The organism is Bradyrhizobium sp. BR 10289, from assembly GCF_019455385.1.
In the GTDB taxonomy this organism is placed as follows: domain Bacteria; phylum Pseudomonadota; class Alphaproteobacteria; order Rhizobiales; family Xanthobacteraceae; genus Bradyrhizobium.
In genome coordinates this window covers 142,400-160,655 of sequence record NZ_JACOFR010000018.1, presented here as the reverse complement: position 1 = coordinate 160,655, position 18,256 = coordinate 142,400, and the positions used below count along the sequence as shown (strand labels likewise).

The following is an 18,256-nucleotide window of genomic DNA, read 5'->3' as shown; positions in this document are numbered from 1 at the left end:
CCTCACAAAGCTCTTGTGCCACGGGGGCCGTCCACATATGGGTCCCGGCTCTGCGGAGCAGCGTTGCACGCTGCACCGCGTCCGGGACACGAGAATTCATGCAGGAGGCGTGCCGTTGAGGCCGAGCACGTGCCCGGCAAGATAGAGCGAACCCGTGATCAGGATGCGCGGCGGCACCTCGTAGGCGAGCTTCGACAGAGCGCGGAGCGCGGCTTCGATCCCGGGCGCGATCTCGACGCGCATGCCGAGGCTGCGCGCGGCGTCCGCGAGACGATCCACCGGCATCGCGTTCTCGGTATCGGGAATCGGCACCGCGATGATGTGACGGGTGAGGCCGGCGAAATTGGCGAGGAAGGCCTGCGCATCCTTGTTGGCCATCATCCCGGCGATCACCACCAGCGGCCGCGACACCCGCTCTTCGAGATCGCCGAGTGCGGCGGCCGCCACGCGGCCACCTTCGGCATTGTGGCCGCCGTCGAGCCAGATCTCCGAGCCTTGCGGGCCCCACGCAAGCAATTCGCCCGCGGTGAGGCGCTGCATCCGCGCCGGCCATTCGGCACTGATGATGCCGGTCTCGAACGCGGCATGGTTGATCTTAAAGTTCGGAATCGCGCGCAGCGTTGCGATGGCAAGACCAGCATTGTCGAACTGGTGGCGGCCGAACAGGCGCGGCGCGGCCAGATCCATCAGCCCGCGCTCGTCGGAATAGACCAGGCGGCCGTGCTCGACATTGACGTGCCAGCTCTCGTTGGCGGCAAACAGCGGCGCGCGCATGCGCTTGGCCTGCGCCTCGATCACGGCCATCGCTTCCGGCAACTGCTCGGCACAGATCACGGGCACGCCGCGCTTGATGATCGCGGCCTTCTCGCCGGCGATCGATGCTAGCGTGTCGCCCAGGAAATCCATGTGGTCCATGCTGACAGGCGTGATCACGCAGGCCGCAGGCTGATCGACCACATTGGTCGAATCGAGCCGGCCGCCGAGGCCGACCTCGAGCAGCACGGCATCGGCAGGATTTTGCGCGAACAGATGAAACGCCGCCGCCGTCTTCAGCTCGAATACAGTCGCGGCCTCACCCGCATTGACACGCTCGACCTCTTCCAGCGCCGCGCGCAGCTCGTCGTCGCCGACCAGCACGCCGCCACCGAGGCGGCCCAGGCGAAAACATTCGTTGATGCGGACGAGGTAGGGCGAGGTATAGGCGTGGACGCGCAGGCCGGCGGCCTCCAGCGTCGCGCGCAGATAGGCCACCGTCGAGCCCTTGCCGTTGGTGCCGGCGACGTGGATCACCGGCGGCAGCTTGCGTTCGGGATGGCCGAGCCGTTCGAGCAGGCGGTGCATCCGCTCGAGCCCGAGATCGATGCGCTTCTGATGCAGGGCCGACAGCCGCCCGATCAGTTCACCGAGCGACGGCTTAGAGCTGTCGAAAGATGCGTTCACGCGTGCGGCGCGGCCGGCGCCGTCTCGGCAGCCGAGACGATCTGCGCGGGGCTCGCCACCGGCTGCGCCGGCTTCGAAGCGCCCTCCAGCGCCGGCGCCTTGGTCAGCAGGCGGCAGAGCCGCGCGAGCGTCGGACGCAGCTCATGACGATGCACGACCATGTCGACCATGCCGTGTTCCTTCAGATATTCGGCGCGCTGAAAACCCTCAGGCAACTTCTCGCGAATGGTCTGCTCGATCACGCGCGCGCCGGCGAAACCAATGAGCGCGCCGGGCTCGGCGATCTGGATGTCGCCGAGCATCGCGTAGGATGCGGTGACGCCGCCGGTGGTCGGGTTGGTCAGTACGACGATGTAGGGCAGTTTGGCCTCGCGCAACATCTGCACCGCCACAGTCGTGCGCGGCATCTGCATCAGCGACAAGATGCCTTCCTGCATGCGCGCGCCACCCGAAGCGGCGAACACGATGAAGGGCGCCTTCTTCTCGACCGCGAGCTCCAGCCCGCGCACGATGGCTTCACCGGCGGCCATACCGAGCGAGCCGCCCATGAAATCGAAATCCTGCACGGCGACGACGACGGCGGCACCTTCGAGCTTGCCATAACCGACCTTGATCGCATCGTTGAGGTTGGTGCGCGCCCGCGCATCCTTGATGCGGTCGACGTACTTCTTCTCGTCGCGGAACTTGAGCGGGTCCGGCGTCACGTCGGGCAGCGCGACGTCGAACCAGGTCTCGTTGTCGAAGATCGACTTCAACCGCGCCACCGCGCCCATGCGCATGTGGTAGTTCGAGCCGGGGATGACGAACTGGTTGGCCTCGACGTCCTTGTAGAACACGAGCTGTCCGGAATCCGGGCACTTGATCCAGAGATTCTCCGGCGTCTCCCGCCGCAGCATGTTGCGGATCTTCGGCCGGACCACATTGGTAAGCCAGTTCATGGTTTGCTCCGATGTGCGAACCCGGCTGCGGGATCGCCTGAAGGGATATATGGCGGCCGGGCCGTTGCCCGGCAAGCCGGCGGTGTCGCCCGCCCCAAAAGCGGAATTATGGCCTATTCCGCCGCCTGTTGCGCGCCCCTGACGCCTTGGGCCAAGGCCGCGGTCAGCTCAGCCACGGCGTTAACGGTTTTGGCGGTCGCCCGGCCCTCGGCGTCGAGGCTGTTCTTGAGTGCGTCGACCAGCGCGGTGCCGACAACCGACCCGTCGGCCTTCTCGGCAATGGCGCGCGCCGCCTCCGGCGTGCGGATGCCGAAGCCGACGCAGATCGGCAATTTGGTGTGGCGCTTGATACGCGCGACGGCTTCACCGACGACATTCGCGTCCGCTGCCGCCGCACCGGTGATGCCGGCGATCGAGACGTAATAGACGAAGCCCGACGTGTTCGCGAGCACCGCGGGCAGGCGCTTGTCGTCGGTGGTCGGGGTCGCCAGGCGAATGAAGTTCAGCCCCGCCTTCAGCGCGGGAATGCAGAGCTCGTCGTCTTCCTCCGGCGGGAGATCGACGATGATCAGGCCGTCGACGCCCGACGTCCTGGCATCGGCCAGGAACTTGTCGACGCCGTAAATGTAGATCGGATTGTAATAGCCCATCAGCACCAGCGGCGTGACATTGTCCTCCTTGCGGAAGTCGCGCACGAGAGCGAGCGTCTTCTTCAAAGTCATGCCGGCCTTGAGCGCGCGCAGACCTGCAGCCTGAATCGAGGGACCATCCGCCATCGGATCGGTGAAGGGAATGCCGAGCTCGATGATGTCGGCGCCAGCCTTGGGCAGCGCCTTGACGATCTCGAGCGAGGTCGTGACGTCAGGGTCGCCGGCCATCACATAGGTGACGAAGGCTGCGCGGCCCTCTTTCTTCAGCTCGGCGAAACGGGTGTCGATACGCGTGGTCACTTGCTCTTGCCCCTCAGGATGTCGCCGACCTGGGGGACGTCCTTGTCGCCGCGGCCGGAGAGATTGACGACCATCAGGTGGTCTTTCGGCCGCTCCGGCGCGAGCTCCATCACCTTGGCGATGGCGTGCGCGGGCTCGAGTGCAGGGATGATGCCTTCGAGCTTCGAGAGCAGCTGGAACGCGGCGAGCGCCTCGTCATCGGTCGCGGAGAGATAATTGACGCGGCCAATCTCGTGCAGCCAGGAATGCTCGGGGCCGATGCCGGGATAGTCGAGGCCGGCCGAGATCGAATGCGCGTCCTGGATCTGGCCGTCGGCATCCATCAAGAGATAGGTGCGGTTGCCGTGCAGCACGCCGGGACGACCGCCCGCGATCGAGGCTGCATGCAGCTGCGTGAGGCCATGGCCGGCGGCTTCAACGCCGAAGATTTCGACGGAGGGATCGTCGAGGAAGGGATGGAACAGGCCCATCGCATTGGAGCCGCCACCGATGCAGGCGACCAGCGAATCCGGCAGGCGGCCTTCGATCTCCTGCATCTGCGCCTTGGTCTCGTTGCCGATGATCGACTGGAAGTCGCGCACCAGCGTCGGATAGGGGTGCGGACCCGCCACCGTGCCGATGCAATAGAACGTGTTGTGCACGTTGGTGACCCAATCGCGCAGCGCCTCGTTCATGGCGTCCTTCAGCGTGCGCGTGCCCGACTGCACCGGGACCACGGTTGCGCCCAGCATCTCCATGCGGATGACGTTGGGCTGCTGCCGTTCGACGTCGACGGCGCCCATATAGACCACGCATTCGAGGCCGAAGCGCGCGCACAGCGTCGCGGTGGCGACACCATGCTGGCCGGCGCCGGTCTCGGCGATGATGCGCTTCTTGCCCATGCGCCGCGCCAGCATGATCTGGCCGAGCACGTTGTTCACCTTGTGCGAGCCGGTGTGGTTGAGCTCTTCGCGCTTCAGGTAGATCTTGGCGCCGCCGAGATGTGAGGTGAGGCGCTCGGCGAAATAGAGCGGCGAGGGGCGGCCGACATAGTTCTTGAGATAGCCGTTCATCTCAGCCTGGAAGGCCGGATCGGCCTTGGCTTCGGTATAGGCCTTCTCCAGGTCGAGGATCAGCGGCATCAGCGTCTCGGCGACGAAGCGTCCGCCGAAGATGCCGAAATGGCCGCGCTCGTCGGGGCCGCTGCGATAGGAATTTGGTTTGGCGATGTTCATCGAACGCTCAACTCTCGAGTGGCGCGCGCAGCGCGAATGAAGGCCTTGATCATCTCGGGATCTTTCACGCCGGGGGCGCTTTCGATTCCCGAGGAGACGTCGACGCCACCGGCGCGGGTGACGCGAACGGCCTCGGCAAGGTTTTGGATATTGAGGCCGCCCGAAACCATATACGGGAGATCGAGCTCCAGGTTTTCCAGCAGGTGCCAGTCGAACGGCGCCCCCAAGCCGCCGGGACGGGTCGCATCCTTTGGCGCGCGCGCGTCGAACAGGATGCGGTCGGCGACCGCGGCGTAACCGGGCAGCACGGCGAGATCGGCTGCGGTCGCGACCGGCACCGCCTTCATCACCGGGCAGCCGAACTTCTGCTTGATGTCGCGCAAGCGCGCTACGCTCTCATTGCCGTGGAGCTGGAGGATATCCGGCGACAGCGCGTCCATGATGTTGTCGAGCGTGGCATCGTCGGCATCGACGGTGAGCGCGACTTTCAGCGCGCGCTTCTTCACCTGCCGGCCGAGCTCGCGCCCGGTCTCCAGCGAGACATGCCGGGGCGACGGCGGAAAGAACACGAACCCCACCATGTCGGCGCCCGCGTCGAGCGCCGTTTCAAGCGTCTCGCGCGTGGACAGGCCACAGATTTTGACGAGCAGGGACATGGTCTCAAAGCGGGTGAAGGCCGCGGGTTCGCGGCCGGAAAACAGGGCTTTCGGTCGGGCCGCTTCTACAACGTCGCGCGCTGCTTGTCTCGCCCGATGGGCCCGTAAAGGCCGGAGGGGGCTGGGAGGCGCTGGGACTCGGCCTTCGCGGCGGTCGCGTGGGCCTGCAGACCGGCGAGCTCGACCCGAACCGCCCGTGCGTCCGCCTCATGCCGGCGCGCCGCGCGCCGCCAGTGCCGCTGACCGAACCAGACGGCCAGGCCGCCTACGAAAACACCAATGGCGGCCACCAGGATCAGCAGCAGGAACAGCGGCATGGTGACCGCGAATGACGGGTCGCTGGATACCAACGGATCGAACGAGACGGTGACGAAATGCCGGTTGGCGACGGCGAAGGTCACCAGCAGCAGAAACGCCGGAATCACGATCAGCGCGGTCAGGAACTTTCGCATCGCGATCGCTCGTCTTGAATCAAGCTTGCTGCCGCATCGGGCGGCTTTCAATCCGGACGACAAACCTCAATCGGGCGCGCCCGGATCCGGATGATCGCGGTTGAGCCGCTCGCGCATTTCCTTGCCGGTCTTGAAGAACGGAACGCTCTTCTGATCAACGGGGACATGGGCGCCGGTGCGCGGATTGCGGCCGGCACGTGCAGGGCGATGCTTGACCGAGAAGGCACCGAAACCGCGCAACTCGACGCGATCACCGCGCGCGAGAGCCGCGACGATCTCTTCGAGAATCGCATTCACAATGTTCTCGACATCCCGCTGGTACAGATGCGGGTTGTGCTCGGCGATACGCTGAACAAGTTCGGATTTGATCATCGAGAGATAGGACCCGGGAGCGTGCGGATGACCATTTCCGTGAAAATACCGTGATCTGTCAAGACGCTAAATGACGGTTGAGCCTCGTGAAAATACGTGACATTTGCCGAAAAAGCGGAGTGCCCCCATACCCGTCAGACGGGAAAAAGCTCTTGGACTCGCCCAGTTCCCGTCAATTTGACGCGGCCGGCTGCCACAGTGCCAGCATTCCATCCATTCCGAGCCGATCGACGGCCTGCGCGACACCGGTTTGACCGATCTGATGGGCAATCGAGCCCAAACCAAGCGCCTCCAGCGTCACGGCGGCAGCCGTCTTGAGGAACGGCAGGTCGCTGAAACGAGGCTGAAGCTTGTAATCGCGAACGGTGAGCCCCTTCTTGACGCTCTTCTGTTCCTCGAGCCAGGTCACAGCGGCCTTCTCGTCGCCGAGCTGATCGATCAGCTTGAGATCGATCGCCTGGCGTCCGGTGAAGACGCGTCCATCGGCGACTTTCTCAAGCTGCGTGTCATCCATGCCACGGCGCTGCTTCACCAGATCCTTGAACCAGGCGTAGGAATCCTTCACCAGCGCATCGAGCGCCGCGCGCGCTTCGGGGCTGGTCGGCTCAAAACCGTTGGGCGCAGCCTTCAGCGGCGAGGACTTCACCTCCTCGACCTTGACGCCGACGGTCTTCAGCAGCTCCGAGACGTTGGGAAACTGGAACAGCACGCCGATCGATCCGACCAGCGAGCTCTGCTGCGCGATGATGTGGTCGCTCGCGATTGCGGTGATGTAGCCGCCCGAGGCGGCAAGACCCTCGACCACGACGACCAGCGGCTTCTTCGCCTTCAGGCGCGTCAAGGAATCATAGAGCTGCTCGGAGCCGGCGGTGGTGCCGCCAGGCGAATTGATGTGGACGATGACGGCGGCGGCCTGCGAATTCGACAGCCGCTCCAGCGCCTGCGTGCGCTCGGAATCGCTGCGGATCAGGCCCTCGATCTGCACCCGCGCGATCGAGCCGGCGGCGGCGAACGAGCCGCGCGCACCGGGTGTCGCGACCAGCGCAAAGCCCGCGATCGCGGCGATCGCGATCAGCGCGGCCATCACACGCCAGAACGTCAGCTTGCGGCGGATCCTGCGGCGATCGACGATGATGTCCGAATCGAGCGACATCGGAATATCTCCAAATGAAAGGCTGGCCGCGGGCGTTGTGCCGTCACAACGTGACCATCGGCTTATCTGGATACATCAATTGCGGCGCAATTTGAAGAAAACAAGGCCTGGTGGGCGGTAGCCCGGATGGAGCGCAAGCGTAATCCGGGATCGTGCCGCATTGGAAGCCAGCCCCGGATTTCGCTGCGCTCCATCCGGGCTACGGCACAACACACAAAAAAGCCCCGGCTCGCGCCGGGGCTTCGATGTCAGCAAAACTCGGCGTTTCGCTTATTTGCTGTCGCGGTTCTTGAGCGCGGTGCCCAGGATGTCGCCGAGCGTCGCACCCGAATCCGAGGAGCCGTACTGCGCGATGGCTTCCTTCTCTTCGGCGACTTCGAGCGCCTTGATCGACACCTGGACCTTGCGGGCCTTCTTGTCGAACTGGATCACGCGGGCATCGACCTTCTCGCCGACGGCGAAGCGTTCGGCGCGCTGGTCGTTGCGGTCACGCGCGAGCTCCGAGCGCTTGATGAAGGTCGAGAAGTCGGTCCCGGCGATCTTCACCTCGATACCGCTTTCCTTCACTTCGAGCACTTCGCAGGTCACGACCGCGCCCTTCTTGACATCGCCCGGCTCGGCGAAGGGGTCGCCTTCGAGCTGCTTGATGCCGAGCGAGATACGCTCCTTCTCGACGTCCACATCGAGCACCACGGCCTTCACCATGTCGCCCTTCTTGTAGTTGTCGATCACCTGCTCGCCCGGAAGCTTCCAGTCGAGATCGGAAAGATGGACCATGCCGTCGACGTCGCCCTCGAGGCCCAGGAACAGACCGAACTCGGTCTTGTTCTTGACTTCGCCCTCGACCACCGAACCGGTCGGGTGACCTTCGACGAAGACTTCCCACGGATTGCGCATGGTCTGCTTGAGGCCGAGCGAGATGCGGCGCTTGACGGAATCGACTTCCAGCACCTGCACGTCGACTTCCTGCGAAGTCGACACGATCTTGCCGGGGTGCATGTTCTTCTTGGTCCACGACATCTCGGAGACGTGGATCAGGCCTTCGATGCCCGGCTCGAGCTCGACGAACGCACCGTAGTCGGTGATGTTGGTGACGCGGCCGGTGAAGCGGGCACCCAGCGGGTACTTGGCTTCGATGCCCTGCCACGGATCGTCCAGCAGCTGCTTCATGCCCAGCGAGATGCGGTGCGTCTCGTGGTTGATCTTGATGATCTTGACCTTCACGGTCTGGCCGATCGAGAGCACCTCGGTCGGGTGGTTGACGCGGCGCCACGCGATGTCGGTGACGTGCAGCAGGCCGTCGATGCCGCCGAGGTCGACGAACGCACCGTAATCGGTGATGTTCTTGACCACGCCGTCGATGACCTGACCCTCTTCCAGGTTCTGCACCAGCTCCTGGCGCTGCTCGGCGCGGGTCTCTTCGAGAACCGTGCGGCGCGACACCACGATGTTGCCGCGGCGGCGGTCCATCTTGAGGATCTGGAACGGCTGCGAGTTGTTCATCAGCGGCGCAACGTCGCGGATCGGACGGATGTCGACCTGTGAGCGCGGCAGGAAGGCCACGGCACCGTCGAGGTCGACGGTGAAGCCGCCCTTGACCTGGTTGAAGATGACGCCGTTGACCTTCTCGTTGTTCTGGAAGGCCTTCTCGAGCTTGCCCCAGCTCTCTTCGCGGCGCGCCTTGTCGCGGGACAGGACGGCCTCGCCGAGGGCGTTCTCGATGCGATCGAGGAACACTTCCACCTCGTCGCCGACCTTGATCTCGCTGTCACGGCCGGGGCCGGAAAATTCACGCAGGGCGACGCGGCCCTCGGTCTTCAGGCCGACGTCGATGACGGCCATGTCCTTTTCAATTGCAACAACCTTGCCCTTGACGACCGAGCTCTCCTGCAGGTTGCCACCTGCGAAGGACTCGTCGAGCATCGCGGCGAAATCGTCACGCGACGGGCTATAGGTATCAGCGGAAGTCGAAGCCATTTGTTCTCCAGGTGCGGATGTCTTGCCGGCCGTTGGGTTCATGGGCGCATCGCACGCGCAGTGTCGGAAGGTCCGCGAAACCTTCGAGCGACCGCTCGTTGCCCCGGCCGAACGGCCAGAACAGCGGAAGCGGGCCGGCAGGGCCCGCGCGTTCGATACGTGGAAATCTTGTGTCCGGAGCCTGGATCGCGCCGGTCCCCCAAACAGGGGACCGAGAGTATCGACCTCAAAGAGCGGGAGCGGGCACTTCCTCCAATGACGGCGGCGGCTTAACCCCGCGACCGGCCCGCTCGGACAGCCTCGATAATGTCGATGGCGGCCCGGACGCCGCCTTCTATATCCAGTTGGGAGTTATCTAGCAAGTAAGCATCCGGGGCCGGTTTTAAAGGCGCAATCGGCCGGTTCTTGTCGCGTTCGTCGCGCCGGATGATGTCCGCCAGCACCGCCGCCTCGTCCGCCTCCTCGCCCCGCGCCTTGGCCTCCATGGTGCGTCGGCGGGCGCGCACCCTGGGATCCGCCACGACGAAGATCTTCACGTCGGCATGGGGACAGATCACCGTTCCAATATCCCGGCCGTCGAGCACGGCGCCAGGCGGGTCGGCGGCGAATTGCCGCTGGAAATTGACCAGGACCTCGCGGACTTTGGGGATTGCCGACACGATGGAGGCACCCTCGCCGGCCTCCTGGGTCTTCAGCGCGGGATTGCCGAACTTTTCGGGATCGAGTTCCAGCGCGGCCTGAACCGCCGCCGCCTCGTCCCGGAGATCATGGCCCGATTGCATCAGGGCATAGGCCACCGCACGGTAGATCACGCCGGTATCGAGATGACGGTAGCCGTAATGGTGGGCGAGCCGCTTGCCGAGCGTCCCCTTGCCCGAGGCCGCAGGCCCGTCGATGGCGATGATCATGAAAACTCGGCCCCAAGCGAACGCATCATCGGGATGAAGTCCGGAAAACTGGTGGCGATGAAGGCGGTGTCGTCGACCGTCACGGGCTGGTCGGAGGCGCAGCCCATCACCAGGGCCGACATCGCGATGCGGTGGTCCATGTGGGTGGCGACGGTGCCGCCGCCGGGGACGTGGCCACGGCCCTCGACGATGAGATCATCACCGGACACCGTGACCTTCACGCCGTTGACGCGCAGCATGGCGGCCGTGGCTTCGAGCCGGTCGGATTCCTTGACGCGCAGCTCCTGAAGGCCGCGCATGATGGTCGTGCCCTCGGCGAACGAAGCTGCCACCGCCAGCACCAGATACTCGTCGATCATCGAGGGCGCACGCTCCGGCGGCACCTCGACCCCGCGCAGCTTCGAGGCGCGGACGCGCAAGCGCGCCATCGGCTCGCCGGCATCGCCGCGGACTTCGCTCTCTTCGATTGAGGCGCCCATTTCACGCAGCGTGGTGAAAAGACCGGTGCGCAGCGGATTGGTCATGACGTCGGACAGCACGACGTCCGAGCCTTCGACGATCAGCGCGGCGACGATGGGGAACGCCGCTGAGGATGGATCGGCGGGCACGACGACATTGGCGCCGTGCAGCTCGGGCTGGCCCTTGAGTGTGATACGGCGGCCGTGCTGGCCTTCCTGCACCGAGGTGATCTCGGCGCCAAAATGCTTCAGCATCAGCTCGGTGTGGTCGCGGCTGGCCTCGCTCTCGATCACGGTGGTCGTGCCCGGCGCGGCGAGACCCGCCAGCAGCACGGCCGATTTGATCTGGGCCGAGGCGACCGGGGTCTTGCAGGTGATCGGCAGCGGATCGCGCGCGCCCTGGACGGTCAGCGGCAGCCGGCCGCCCTCGCCGCCGGACACGACCTTGGCCCCCATCTTCTCGAGCGGATCGAGGATCCGGCGCATCGGGCGGCTGCGCAGCGAGGCATCGCCGTCGAAAATCGCCGAGATCGGGCAGCCGGCGACGGCGCCCATGACCAGCCGGCAGCCGGTTCCGGAATTGCCAAAATCCAGCGCCGCCTTGGGCTGGGCAAAGCCGCCGACACCCACGCCGTTGACCTTCCAGGCGAAATCGCCGGTGCGTTCGATCCGGGCGCCGAGCGCCTGCATGGACTTGGCGGTGTTGAGGACGTCCTCGCCCTCCAAGAGGCCTGAAATCCTGGTCTCGCCGACCGCCAGCGCGCCCAGGATGAGGGCGCGGTGAGAAATCGACTTGTCCCCGGGCACCCGTACTTTCCCGGTCAGGGGCCCGCTTGCGCGCGACTGAAGCGGCGTCGGCTTGTCGGAATGGGTCAAGATTGTGTCCTTGGATCTGCCCTTGAGGCTCGCGGGCAGGTACCACATGGCCCGCGTTCCGTCACGGGCATGTCGTTCTCCCGTAATGCGCTATTGACAGCGGGCCGCCAACTAGCCAAGTGAAGCACCGCTTTTCAGACATTCCCAGGATTCCTCTGCCGTGGCCAAGTCCGAACTCGGAACCAAACGTATTTGCCCGACCACGGGCAAGAAGTTCTATGACCTCAACAAGAATCCGGTGATCTCGCCCTATACCGGCGAAGTTGTGCCGATCGCGCCCGTGGCGCCGGCCCGCGCCCCCCGCGGAGCCGAGGCCCGCAGCATGGCCCAGGACACCGCGCCGGAGCCGGTGGAGGCCGAAGAGTTGGTCTCCCTCGAGGAGGCCGACGCCGAAGAGAACACCGGCAAGGTCAAGGCCGTCGTGCCCGAGTCGGAGGACGATATCGAGGTCGACGAGACCCTCGACGACGACGATGACGACGATTCGACCTTCATTGCCGACGAAGAAGAGGGCGATGAGGACGTGACCGACATCATTGGTGATGTCGGAGGTGATGAAGAGACTTGAGATCGGTCCTGATCTGTGAAAAAGGGTGCACCGCGCGAGTCGGAAGGCTCGCCGGTCGGGAATGATCCCCCAGGATCATTCCAAGAGTTAAGGGGCCATAGCTCAGCTGGGAGAGCGCTTGCATGGCATGCAAGAGGTCGGCGGTTCGATCCCGCCTGGCTCCACCACGCTTCGCCCTTCGGGCTACGCGTGGCGCAGCCACGACGCAGCCTGAAGGGCGAAGCGTGGTGTCCGGCGTAGCCCGAAGGGCGAAGACGGACTGGTGATGAGATTCCCACCGAACGACTGCCCAGACGCGAGCCGTCAATGTGGTACGTCTACATCCTCCGCAGCATCGGGTTTCCTGACCAAGAATATGTTGGGGCCACTGAGAATCTGAAGCGACGGCTTCCCGAGCACAATGCCGGCAAATCCACCCACACCGCCAAATTCAAGCCGTGGAAGCTGATCTGGTACTGCGCTTTCCCCGACAAGCATAAGGCGCTCGCGTTCGAGGCCTACCTGAAGTCCCACTCGGGTCGGGCTTTCACAAAGAAGCGGCTTTCTTAAGCCCCTACTCCCCGATCACCGCATTCAGCCGATCCCGCAGCGCCACGATCTCGTCCTTCATCGCGACCAGCTCCGACACCGAGCAATCTGATGCCGCCAGGATCGATGGCGGCACGCTACGCGCTTTCTCCTTCAGTGCGTGGCCCTGCGGCGTCAGCGCGATCAGCACCTGGCGCTCATCCTCGCTGCTGCGCGTGCGCTTGACCAGGTGTGCCGCCTCGAGGCGCTTCAGCAGCGGCGTCAGCGTGCCTGAGTCCAGGAACAGCTTTTCGCCGATGTCCTTGACCGGAACATCGTCGCGCTCCCACAGCACCAGCATGACCAGATATTGCGGATAGGTGAGGCCGAGCCGGTCCAGCAGCGGCTTGTAGACGCGGTTGAAGGCATGCGCGGCCGAATAGACCGCAAAGCAGATCTGGTTGTCGAGGCGCAGCGGGTCCAGCGCCGATAACTTCCGGGGCATCGAGAATCTCACAGGGTTTGCTCCATTCTGGGGCCGGCCGGCGGCATATTCAATTGCGAACAATTAAATGTGAGACATGCCGATTTCAATTGCGCGCAATCTAATTGTCTGCGATATGAGCTGCACCCCAACCCGAAGCCCCCAAGGGAGACGACAATGTCCGTGAACGTCCTCTACAAGACCAGCGCAAAAGCCACCGGCGGCCGTGACGGCCATGCTGCCACCCTCGACGGCGCGCTCGACGTCAAGCTCACCACGCCGAAGGAGCTCGGCGGTGGCGGCGGCGCCGGCAACAATCCCGAGCAGCTGTTTGCGGCCGGCTATGCTGCCTGCTTCATCGGCGCGATGAAATTCGTAGCCTCGCAGGGCGGCCCCAAGGTCCCCGCCGACGCCTCCGTGACCTCGACCGTCGGCATCGGCCCGCGCTCGGCCGGCGGTTTCGGCCTCGATATCGATCTGGCCGTCTCGCTGCCGGGCCTCTCCCGTCAGGATGCCGAAGCGCTGGTCGAGAAGGCACACCAGGTTTGCCCGTACTCCAATGCCACGCGCGGCAATGTCGACGTTCGCCTGACGGTCGTCTGATCCAGGGCGAATTGGCTGGCCCGGGATCCCCCTCGGGCCGGCCGCTTCCGCTGATTTCCCACATTGCGGGATTGCACCGCGGCAGCGCATGCGGCCCTACGCGGCAGCCCATTGCTGGCGCAAACAAACCTCGCTAGGCCTGTGATCGAATATCGACACAGGGAAGCGAAGGCATGACTGAGGCAGCATTAGGCGCAATGAGCGGACTGCGCGTCATCGATCTCACGCGCGTGCTCGGCGGTCCCTACTGCACCCAGATCCTCGCCGACCATGGCGCCGACGTGATCAAGGTCGAGCCGCCTGCGGGCGACGAGGTGCGCGACTGGGGCCCTCCCTTCCACGACGAAGACGCCGCCTATTTCATCGGCATCAACCGCAACAAGCGCTCGATCGGCCTCGACCTCGCCTCCGAGGGTGGCCGAATCGTGCTGCTGAAGATGCTGGAGACGGCCGACGTCCTGATCGAGAATTTCAAGCCCGGTACCCTCGAAAAGTGGGGCATCGGCAACGAAGTCCTGCGCGAAAAATTCCCGCGCCTGGTGCATTGCCGGATCTGCGGCTTCGGCGCCGACGGTCCGCGCGGCGGCAATCCCGGCTATGACGCCATCATCCAGGCCATGACCGGCATGATCGCCGCGACCGGCTCGCCCGAGAGCGGACCGATGCGGATCGGCGTGCCGCTGGTCGACATCGGCACCGGGCTTTATGCCGCGATCGGCATCTTGATGGCGCTCTCCGAGCGGCAGCGCTCCGGCAAAGGCCAGTTCCTCGAGACCACGCTCTACGAGACGGGTCTTGCCATCATGCATCCGCACACCGCGAACTATTTCATGCACGGCAAGCCGCCGTCGCTCACCGGCAACGAGCATCCGAACCTCGTTCCGTACGCGATCTTCCCGACCAAGACCGACAACATCTTCATCGGCGTCGGCAATGACGGCACCTTCCGCAAGCTCGCGAAGGAAATCGGCAAGCCCGAGCTCGGCACCGATCCGCGCTTTGCCCGCAACAAGGACCGCATCGCCAATCGCGAGGCGCTGCGCGCCGAGCTTGCCGCCGTGTTCAGCCAGCACGAGGCCGAGCCGCTGTGCAATCGCCTGTTGGCTGCGGGCCTGCCGGCGGGCCCCGTGCAGAAGATCGACCAGGCGCTGACGAACCCACACACCATCGCCCGCGGTGATGTGATCGAGAAGGACTGGTACAAGGGCGTGGCCTCGCCGATCCGGCTCGACCGCAGCAAGCCGAGCCTGCGCCGCCTGCCGCCGAAATTCAGCCAGCACGCGACCGAGGTGCTGGGCGAGTTCGGCTACTCCAAGGCCGAGATCGATGCGATGGTCGCGAAAGGCACGGTCTGCGGCCCCGAGCGCAAGCGCTAGGGGCCCTCACCACCTTCGCATAATTAATGCCGCACTGCGGCGCAGGCACGCCTGTGCACTGCGAACGGAGGAGGCTGCCGGCACCGTCTTCGCCTATTTGACGGCTTCCCATTTGGCAGCGCTTGCTGCTTTCGTTTCTCCCGCTTACACAGTCATGTGAACGTCATACAGCGCTGCTAGCGCAAGCGCTTCTTTTTGACGGCCAAAGGACGGCTGAGGGAGGTTTACTTGATGGCTCTTCGACATTTGAGGACGGCTGCCGCTGTTGCAATCGCAGTTGGCATGTCGGCTTCACCGGCCTTGGCCGTGACCGAAATCCAGTGGTGGCACGCGATGACCGGCGCCAACAACGACGTCATCGTCAAGCTCGCCAACGACTTCAACGCGTCGCAGACCGACTACAAGGTGATCCCGACCTACAAGGGCAACTACCCCGATACGATGAACGCCGGCATCGCCGCGTTCCGCGCCGGCAATGCTCCGCACATCATGCAGGTGTTCGAGGTCGGCACCGCGACCATGATGGCGGCGACCGGCGCCGTGAAGCCGGTCTACAAGCTGATGGCCGAGGCCGGCGAGAAGTTCGACCCGAAGAACTATCTCTCCGCCATCACCGGCTACTATTCGACCTCGAAGGGCGAGATGCTGTCCTTCCCCTTCAACTCGTCGTCGACCGTGATGTGGGTCAACCTCGACGAGCTGAAGAAGAACAATATCGAAATCCCCAAGACCTGGCCGGAGACGTTCGAGGCCGCCAAGAAGCTGCATGACAACGGTCATCCGACCTGCGGCTTCTCCGGCTCCTGGGTCACCTGGGTCAATCTCGAGCAGCTCTCCGCCTGGCACAACGTGCCGCTCGCGAGCAAGGCCAACGGTCTCGACGGCTTCGACACCAAGCTCGAATTCAACGGTCCGCTCCAGGTCAAGCATCTCGAGAAGCTGGTCGAGTTGCAGAAGGACAAGATCTACGACTACGCCGGCCGCACGAACACCGGCGAAGGCCGCTTCACCTCGGGTGAGTGCGCGATCTACCTGACCTCGTCGGCCTTCTTCGGCAACGTCAAGGCGCAGGCCAAGTTCGCCTTCAACGCCGTGCCGATGCCGTATTATCCCGACATCAAGGGCGCACCGCAGAACTCGATCATCGGCGGCGCCTCGCTCTGGGTCATGGGCGGCAAGTCGGCCGAGGAATACAAGGGCGTCGCGAAATTCCTGACCTTCCTGTCCGACACCGATCGCCAGGTCTATATCCACAAGGCCTCGGGCTATCTGCCGATCACCAAGGCGGCCTACGCCAAGGCGAAGGAGGAAGGCTTCTACAAGGACCAGCCTTTCCTCGAGACCCCGCTACTCGAGCTGACCAACAAGGAGCCGACCGAGAATTCGCGCGGCCTGCGCCTCGGCAACATGGTTCAGCTTCGTGACGTCTGGTCGGAAGAGATCGAGCAGGCGCTGGCCGGCAAGAAGACCGCCAAGCAGGCGCTCGATGCCGCCGTCGAGCGCGGCAACACGATGCTGCGGCAGTTCGAAAAGACCGCCGTGAAATAAGGCGAAGGCGCCGGCAGGCCGCAAGGCCCTGCCGGCGCCACCCATCATGCAGAAGCAAGCCATTTTCCAATCAAAGCTATTGCCCTACGCGCTGGTTGCGCCGCAGCTCGCGATCGTCCTGATTTTCTTCTATTGGCCTGCGCTGCAGGCGGTGATCCAATCGTTCCTGCTCCAGGACGCCTTCGGCCTCTCGACCACCTTCGTCTGGTTCGACAATTACGTCGAGCTGTTCAGGGATCCCGCTTATTTCGCCTCGATCCTGCGGACCTTCTTCTTCTCGTTCGCGATCGCGGTTCTGTCGCTGTCCTTCGCGCTGCTGCTCGCCGTGATGGCGGACAAGCCGCTGCGCGGTGTGATGCTCTACCGCACGCTGCTGATCTGGCCTTACGCCGTGGCGCCCCCGGTCGTCGGCGTGCTCTGGATCTTCATGCTGCATCCCTCACTCGGCGTGCTCGCGCGTTACCTGCGCGCGCTCGGCATCGACTGGAATCCGCTGCTCGACGGCGACCAGGCCGCCGCGCTGATCATCCTCGCCGCCGCGTGGAAGCAGATCTCCTATAATTTCCTGTTCTTCCTGGCCGGCCTGCAGGCGATTCCGAAGAGCGTGTTCGAGGCCGCCGCGATCGACGGCGCCCGCCCGATGCGCCGGTTCTGGACCGTGACCTTCCCGCTGCTGTCGCCGACCATCTTCTTCCTGCTGGTCGTCAACATCGTCTACGCCTTCTTCGACACCTTCGGCATCATCGACACCATGACCCGCGGCGGTCCCGGCACGTCGACGGTGACGCTGGTCTACAAGGTCTATTCCGACGGCCTGCTCGGCGGCAATCTCGGCTCTTCGGCGGCGCAATCGGTGATCCTGATGGTCCTCGTCATCGTGCTCACGGCAATCCAGTTCCGCTTCGTCGAACGCAAGGTGACCTACTGATGGTCGAGGAAGAAGGCTTCCGGCGCTACATCGCCCACGCCATCCTGTGGATCGGAATCGCGATCGTCGCCTTTCCGGTCTACATCGCCATCGTCGCCTCGACCCAGGACAACGCGCTGATCGCCAACGGTCAGATGTCGCTGCTGCCGGGCGGGCACTTCTTCGAGGTCTACTACCAGACCATCTTCGTCGGCACGAGCGGCTCGACCCGCGAGCCGGTCGGCAACATGATGCTGAACTCGCTGGTGATGGCGCTGGCGATCGCGATCGGCAAGATCGCGATCTCGATCATCTCGGCCTATGCGATCGTGTATTTCCGCTTTCCCTTCCGGATGCCGATCTTCTGGATCATCTTCATCACCTTGATGCTGCCGGTCGAGGTGCGCATCTATCCGACCTACAAGATCGTCGCCGATCTGCACATGCTCGACAGCTATGCGGGGCTCGCGCTGCCGCTGATCGCATCGGCCACCGCGACGCTCTTGTTCCGCCAGTTCTTCATGACCGTGCCGGACGAATTGCTCGAAGCCTCGCGCATCGATGGCGCCGGCCCCTTGCGCTTCTTCTGGGACACGTTGCTGCCGCTGTCGCGCACCAACATGGCGGCACTGTTCGTGATCCTCTTCATCCTCGGCTGGAACCAATATCTCTGGCCGCTGCTCATCACCACCCGCGACGACATGCAGACCATCCAGGTCGGCATCCGCAAGATGATCACCACCACCGACGCGCTGACCGAATGGCCGATCGTGATGGCCACGGCCGTGCTGGCGATGCTGCCGCCGGTGTTCGTCGTCGTCGTCATGCAGAAGTTGTTCGTGCGCGGTCTGGTCGAGACCGAGAAGTAG

19 protein-coding genes and 1 tRNA gene are annotated in these 18,256 nt (G+C 64.3%); 8 read left to right on the top strand and 12 right to left on the bottom strand.

Going from position 1 to position 18,256, the window contains the following annotated elements:
- Positions 1-96: 96 nt before the first annotated feature.
- From HYH08_RS26265 to aroA, 11 genes are all read right to left on the bottom strand, one after another.
- Positions 97-1,440 carry a bifunctional folylpolyglutamate synthase/dihydrofolate synthase gene (locus HYH08_RS26265; RefSeq protein WP_220012729.1) on the bottom strand — a complete coding sequence of 448 codons (1,344 nt, stop codon included), beginning with the start codon at positions 1,438-1,440 and terminating at the stop codon, positions 97-99.
- Positions 1,437-2,378 carry an acetyl-CoA carboxylase, carboxyltransferase subunit beta gene (gene accD / locus HYH08_RS26260; protein WP_220012728.1) on the bottom strand — a complete coding sequence of 314 codons (942 nt, stop codon included), beginning with the start codon at positions 2,376-2,378 and terminating at the stop codon, positions 1,437-1,439. The genes HYH08_RS26265 and accD overlap by 4 nt, the downstream gene beginning before the upstream one ends.
- Positions 2,379-2,491: 113 nt before the next feature.
- Positions 2,492-3,328 (bottom strand): tryptophan synthase subunit alpha, encoded by an 837-nt coding sequence (gene trpA, locus HYH08_RS26255; RefSeq protein WP_220012727.1) that lies wholly within the window; start codon positions 3,326-3,328, stop codon positions 2,492-2,494.
- A complete protein-coding gene (gene trpB / locus HYH08_RS26250) occupies positions 3,325-4,542 on the bottom strand; it encodes a tryptophan synthase subunit beta (protein WP_220012726.1) in 1,218 nt (405 codons plus the stop codon). Before trpB ends, trpA begins: the two co-directional genes overlap by 4 nt.
- On the bottom strand, positions 4,539-5,198 hold the full coding sequence (locus tag HYH08_RS26245) for a phosphoribosylanthranilate isomerase (protein WP_220012725.1): 660 nt from the start codon (positions 5,196-5,198) through the stop codon (positions 4,539-4,541). The genes trpB and HYH08_RS26245 overlap by 4 nt, the downstream gene beginning before the upstream one ends.
- A 65-nt stretch (positions 5,199-5,263) precedes the next feature.
- On the bottom strand, positions 5,264-5,650 hold the full coding sequence (locus HYH08_RS26240) for a lipopolysaccharide assembly protein LapA domain-containing protein (RefSeq protein WP_220012724.1): 387 nt from the start codon (positions 5,648-5,650) through the stop codon (positions 5,264-5,266).
- Positions 5,651-5,716: 66 nt separating this feature from the next.
- The gene (locus HYH08_RS26235; RefSeq protein ID WP_007598410.1) at positions 5,717-6,022 is read right to left on the bottom strand and encodes an integration host factor subunit beta; all 306 of its coding nucleotides are present in this window, start codon (positions 6,020-6,022) and stop codon (positions 5,717-5,719) included.
- Positions 6,023-6,194: 172 nt separating this feature from the next.
- Positions 6,195-7,175, bottom strand: a complete 981-nt coding sequence (gene sppA, locus HYH08_RS26230) for a signal peptide peptidase SppA (protein ID WP_220012723.1) — start codon at positions 7,173-7,175, stop codon at positions 6,195-6,197.
- A 270-nt stretch (positions 7,176-7,445) separates the two neighbouring features.
- Positions 7,446-9,152, bottom strand: a complete 1,707-nt coding sequence (gene rpsA / locus HYH08_RS26225; RefSeq protein ID WP_220012722.1) for a 30S ribosomal protein S1 — start codon at positions 9,150-9,152, stop codon at positions 7,446-7,448.
- Positions 9,153-9,421: 269 nt separating this feature from the next.
- Positions 9,422-10,060, bottom strand: a complete 639-nt coding sequence (gene cmk / locus HYH08_RS26220) for a (d)CMP kinase (protein WP_220012721.1) — start codon at positions 10,058-10,060, stop codon at positions 9,422-9,424.
- The gene (gene aroA, locus HYH08_RS26215; RefSeq protein ID WP_502788814.1) at positions 10,057-11,442 is read right to left on the bottom strand and encodes a 3-phosphoshikimate 1-carboxyvinyltransferase; all 1,386 of its coding nucleotides are present in this window, start codon (positions 11,440-11,442) and stop codon (positions 10,057-10,059) included. Before aroA ends, cmk begins: the two co-directional genes overlap by 4 nt.
- Positions 11,443-11,554: 112 nt before the next feature.
- On the opposite strand from aroA, the gene HYH08_RS26210 reads away from it, so the two are divergent.
- From HYH08_RS26210 to HYH08_RS26200, 3 genes are all read left to right on the top strand, one after another.
- On the top strand, positions 11,555-11,962 hold the full coding sequence (locus HYH08_RS26210; RefSeq protein WP_220012719.1) for a TIGR02300 family protein: 408 nt from the start codon (positions 11,555-11,557) through the stop codon (positions 11,960-11,962).
- 91 nt (positions 11,963-12,053) lie between these two features.
- A tRNA-Ala gene (locus tag HYH08_RS26205) sits at positions 12,054-12,129 on the top strand.
- A 139-nt stretch (positions 12,130-12,268) separates the two neighbouring features.
- Positions 12,269-12,511: a GIY-YIG nuclease family protein gene (locus HYH08_RS26200; protein ID WP_220012718.1), complete on the top strand. Its 243-nt coding sequence runs from the start codon at positions 12,269-12,271 to the stop codon at positions 12,509-12,511.
- Positions 12,512-12,515: 4 nt separating this feature from the next.
- Here the strand turns inward: HYH08_RS26200 and HYH08_RS26195 are convergent, their stop codons facing one another.
- The gene (locus HYH08_RS26195) at positions 12,516-12,974 is read right to left on the bottom strand and encodes a MarR family winged helix-turn-helix transcriptional regulator (RefSeq protein WP_220012717.1); all 459 of its coding nucleotides are present in this window, start codon (positions 12,972-12,974) and stop codon (positions 12,516-12,518) included.
- 156 nt (positions 12,975-13,130) lie between these two features.
- Here HYH08_RS26195 and HYH08_RS26190 point away from each other — a divergent pair, with 156 nt between their 5' ends.
- From HYH08_RS26190 to ugpE, 5 genes are all read left to right on the top strand, one after another.
- Positions 13,131-13,556, top strand: coding sequence for an organic hydroperoxide resistance protein (locus HYH08_RS26190; protein WP_220012716.1), 426 nt, complete (start codon positions 13,131-13,133; stop codon positions 13,554-13,556).
- Between the two features lie 173 nt (positions 13,557-13,729).
- Complete coding sequence (locus HYH08_RS26185; RefSeq protein WP_220012715.1) at positions 13,730-14,932, top strand: CaiB/BaiF CoA transferase family protein; 1,203 nt, start codon at positions 13,730-13,732, stop codon at positions 14,930-14,932.
- A gap of 231 nt (positions 14,933-15,163) precedes the next feature.
- Entirely contained in the window at positions 15,164-16,480 is a 1,317-nt protein-coding gene (ugpB, locus tag HYH08_RS26180; protein WP_220012714.1) for a sn-glycerol-3-phosphate ABC transporter substrate-binding protein UgpB, read from the top strand.
- A gap of 46 nt (positions 16,481-16,526) precedes the next feature.
- On the top strand, positions 16,527-17,408 hold the full coding sequence (gene ugpA, locus HYH08_RS26175) for a sn-glycerol-3-phosphate ABC transporter permease UgpA (protein WP_220012713.1): 882 nt from the start codon (positions 16,527-16,529) through the stop codon (positions 17,406-17,408).
- Entirely contained in the window at positions 17,408-18,256 is an 849-nt protein-coding gene (ugpE, locus tag HYH08_RS26170; RefSeq protein WP_220012712.1) for a sn-glycerol-3-phosphate ABC transporter permease UgpE, read from the top strand. The genes ugpA and ugpE overlap by 1 nt, the downstream gene beginning before the upstream one ends.

Excerpts from the sequence above, each read along its gene's own strand:
- HYH08_RS26235 (WP_007598410.1), bottom strand. The coding sequence starts at position 6,022 with ATGATCAAATCCGAACTTGTTCAGCGTATCGCCGAGCACAACCCGCAT.
- HYH08_RS26245 (WP_220012725.1), bottom strand. The coding sequence starts at position 5,198 with ATGTCCCTGCTCGTCAAAATCTGTGGCCTGTCCACGCGCGAGACGCTT.
- trpB (WP_220012726.1), bottom strand. The coding sequence starts at position 4,542 with ATGAACATCGCCAAACCAAATTCCTATCGCAGCGGCCCCGACGAGCGC.
- ugpA (WP_220012713.1), top strand. The coding sequence starts at position 16,527 with ATGCAGAAGCAAGCCATTTTCCAATCAAAGCTATTGCCCTACGCGCTG.
- HYH08_RS26200 (WP_220012718.1), top strand. The coding sequence starts at position 12,269 with ATGTGGTACGTCTACATCCTCCGCAGCATCGGGTTTCCTGACCAAGAA.
- rpsA (WP_220012722.1), bottom strand. The coding sequence starts at position 9,152 with ATGGCTTCGACTTCCGCTGATACCTATAGCCCGTCGCGTGACGATTTC.
- sppA (WP_220012723.1), bottom strand. The coding sequence starts at position 7,175 with ATGTCGCTCGATTCGGACATCATCGTCGATCGCCGCAGGATCCGCCGC.
- ugpE (WP_220012712.1), top strand. The coding sequence starts at position 17,408 with ATGGTCGAGGAAGAAGGCTTCCGGCGCTACATCGCCCACGCCATCCTG.
- HYH08_RS26190 (WP_220012716.1), top strand. The coding sequence starts at position 13,131 with ATGTCCGTGAACGTCCTCTACAAGACCAGCGCAAAAGCCACCGGCGGC.
- HYH08_RS26195 (WP_220012717.1), bottom strand. The coding sequence starts at position 12,974 with ATGCCCCGGAAGTTATCGGCGCTGGACCCGCTGCGCCTCGACAACCAG.
- cmk (WP_220012721.1), bottom strand. The coding sequence starts at position 10,060 with ATGATCATCGCCATCGACGGGCCTGCGGCCTCGGGCAAGGGGACGCTC.
- HYH08_RS26185 (WP_220012715.1), top strand. The coding sequence starts at position 13,730 with ATGACTGAGGCAGCATTAGGCGCAATGAGCGGACTGCGCGTCATCGAT.
- ugpB (WP_220012714.1), top strand. The coding sequence starts at position 15,164 with ATGGCTCTTCGACATTTGAGGACGGCTGCCGCTGTTGCAATCGCAGTT.
- HYH08_RS26240 (WP_220012724.1), bottom strand. The coding sequence starts at position 5,650 with ATGCGAAAGTTCCTGACCGCGCTGATCGTGATTCCGGCGTTTCTGCTG.
- aroA (WP_502788814.1), bottom strand. The coding sequence starts at position 11,442 with ATGTGGTACCTGCCCGCGAGCCTCAAGGGCAGATCCAAGGACACAATC.
- accD (WP_220012728.1), bottom strand. The coding sequence starts at position 2,378 with ATGAACTGGCTTACCAATGTGGTCCGGCCGAAGATCCGCAACATGCTG.